Here is a 1,293-nt window from a genome sequence, read left to right as displayed (position 1 = left end):
ATCGGCCGCCTGGCGGGGACTGGGCGCCGAATTGGGGTCGACGGCGTCCAGCTACGGCACGGTGATATCGGGGCTCACCGCCGGATCGTGGTCGGGTCCGTCGGCGGCGGCGATGGCTGCCGCCGTCACACCGTACGTGACATGGATGACCGCTACCGCCGCCCAGGCCGAGCAGGCCGCCACTCAGGCCTCGGCCGCGGCGACGGCGTTTGAGGCGGCGTTTGCCGCGACGGTGCCGCCACCGGTGGTCGTAGCCAACCGCAGCCTTCTGACGTCGCTGATAGCCACCAACATCCTCGGGCAGAACACGGCCGCGATCGCCGCCACCGAGGCCGACTATGCGCAGATGTGGGCACAAGACGCCGCGGTTATGTATGGCTACGCCGGCTCCTCGGCGAACGCCACGCAGCTGATGCCGTTCACCGCACCGCCATCGACGACCAACCCGGCCGGTCCGGGAGCCCAGGCCGGCGCGGTCAGCCAAGCCGTCGCCGCGGCGGCAGGTGCACATACCCAGACCACGCTGTCCCAACTGATGGCTGCGGTACCGCAAGTGCTGCAGGGTTGCGCCTCGTCCGCGCCGGCCGCCGCCACTCAAGCGGAATCGCCGCTGTTGTCGCTGCTGGATGCCCTCTCCGGTCCGTTATCGCCGCTCTCGCTGTACACCATCGGCGGTGTTCCCGACCTGTTGGCGTTCCAACTTGTCCTGTTGCCGATGAACGGCGCGAACGTGGTCGGCGTGCTTACCAGGGCGCAGAAGATGACGGCCGAGGGGAAGTGGCCACCGAATCCTTTCGACCCCGGTGTCCCTGCGCCGAATCCCGCTGCGGCTGATGCGGTGTCACGGCTGGCGAGCTCACCCGGTATGGGCGGGTCGCCGGTGTTGGCGAATTTCGGTAACGCGGGTTCGGTCGGCACAATGTCGGTGCCACGGGGCTGGTCTGCGGCCGCCCCGGAGGTCAAGACGTTGGCCGCTGCATTGCCTGGCAGCGTCTCGAAGGAGGCTGCCTCGATGGTCGCTGCGGAGGGCGACAGCGGCCTGCTGAGCGACCTCGGTCTGGGCAGTTTGGCCGGGCGCGCCATCGGCGCCACCGGTGGATCGGCATCTCGTGGCCGCACCAAACGAGCGGCAGCGAAGAGCAAGCCCAGCACGGCCACCATCATCGTGATCCCCCCGTCGGCGGAAGACTAGGGGCCAGGGGTGACGGTGACGGATTTTGCGGCGTTGTCGCCGGAGGTGAATTCCGGGTTGATGTATGCCGGGCCGGGGGCGGGGCCGATGTTGACTGCGGC

2 protein-coding genes are annotated in these 1,293 nt (G+C 69.1%); both read left to right on the top strand.

The window, feature by feature from the left end; translation table 11 throughout:
- On the top strand, positions 1 to 1,192 hold a 1,192-nt coding region (locus AC2VON_RS16160), incomplete at its 5' end, for a PPE family protein (protein ID WP_486953862.1).
- Between the two features lie 15 nt (positions 1,193 to 1,207).
- On the top strand, positions 1,208 to 1,293 hold an 86-nt coding region (locus AC2VON_RS16155), incomplete at its 3' end, for a PPE domain-containing protein (RefSeq protein WP_486953863.1).

The sequence above is a fragment of the Mycobacterium sp. TH-M82 genome, assembly GCF_057473605.1.
The sequence above is the reverse complement of the archived record's forward strand: the minus strand, read 5'-3'. Positions and strand labels throughout refer to the sequence as shown.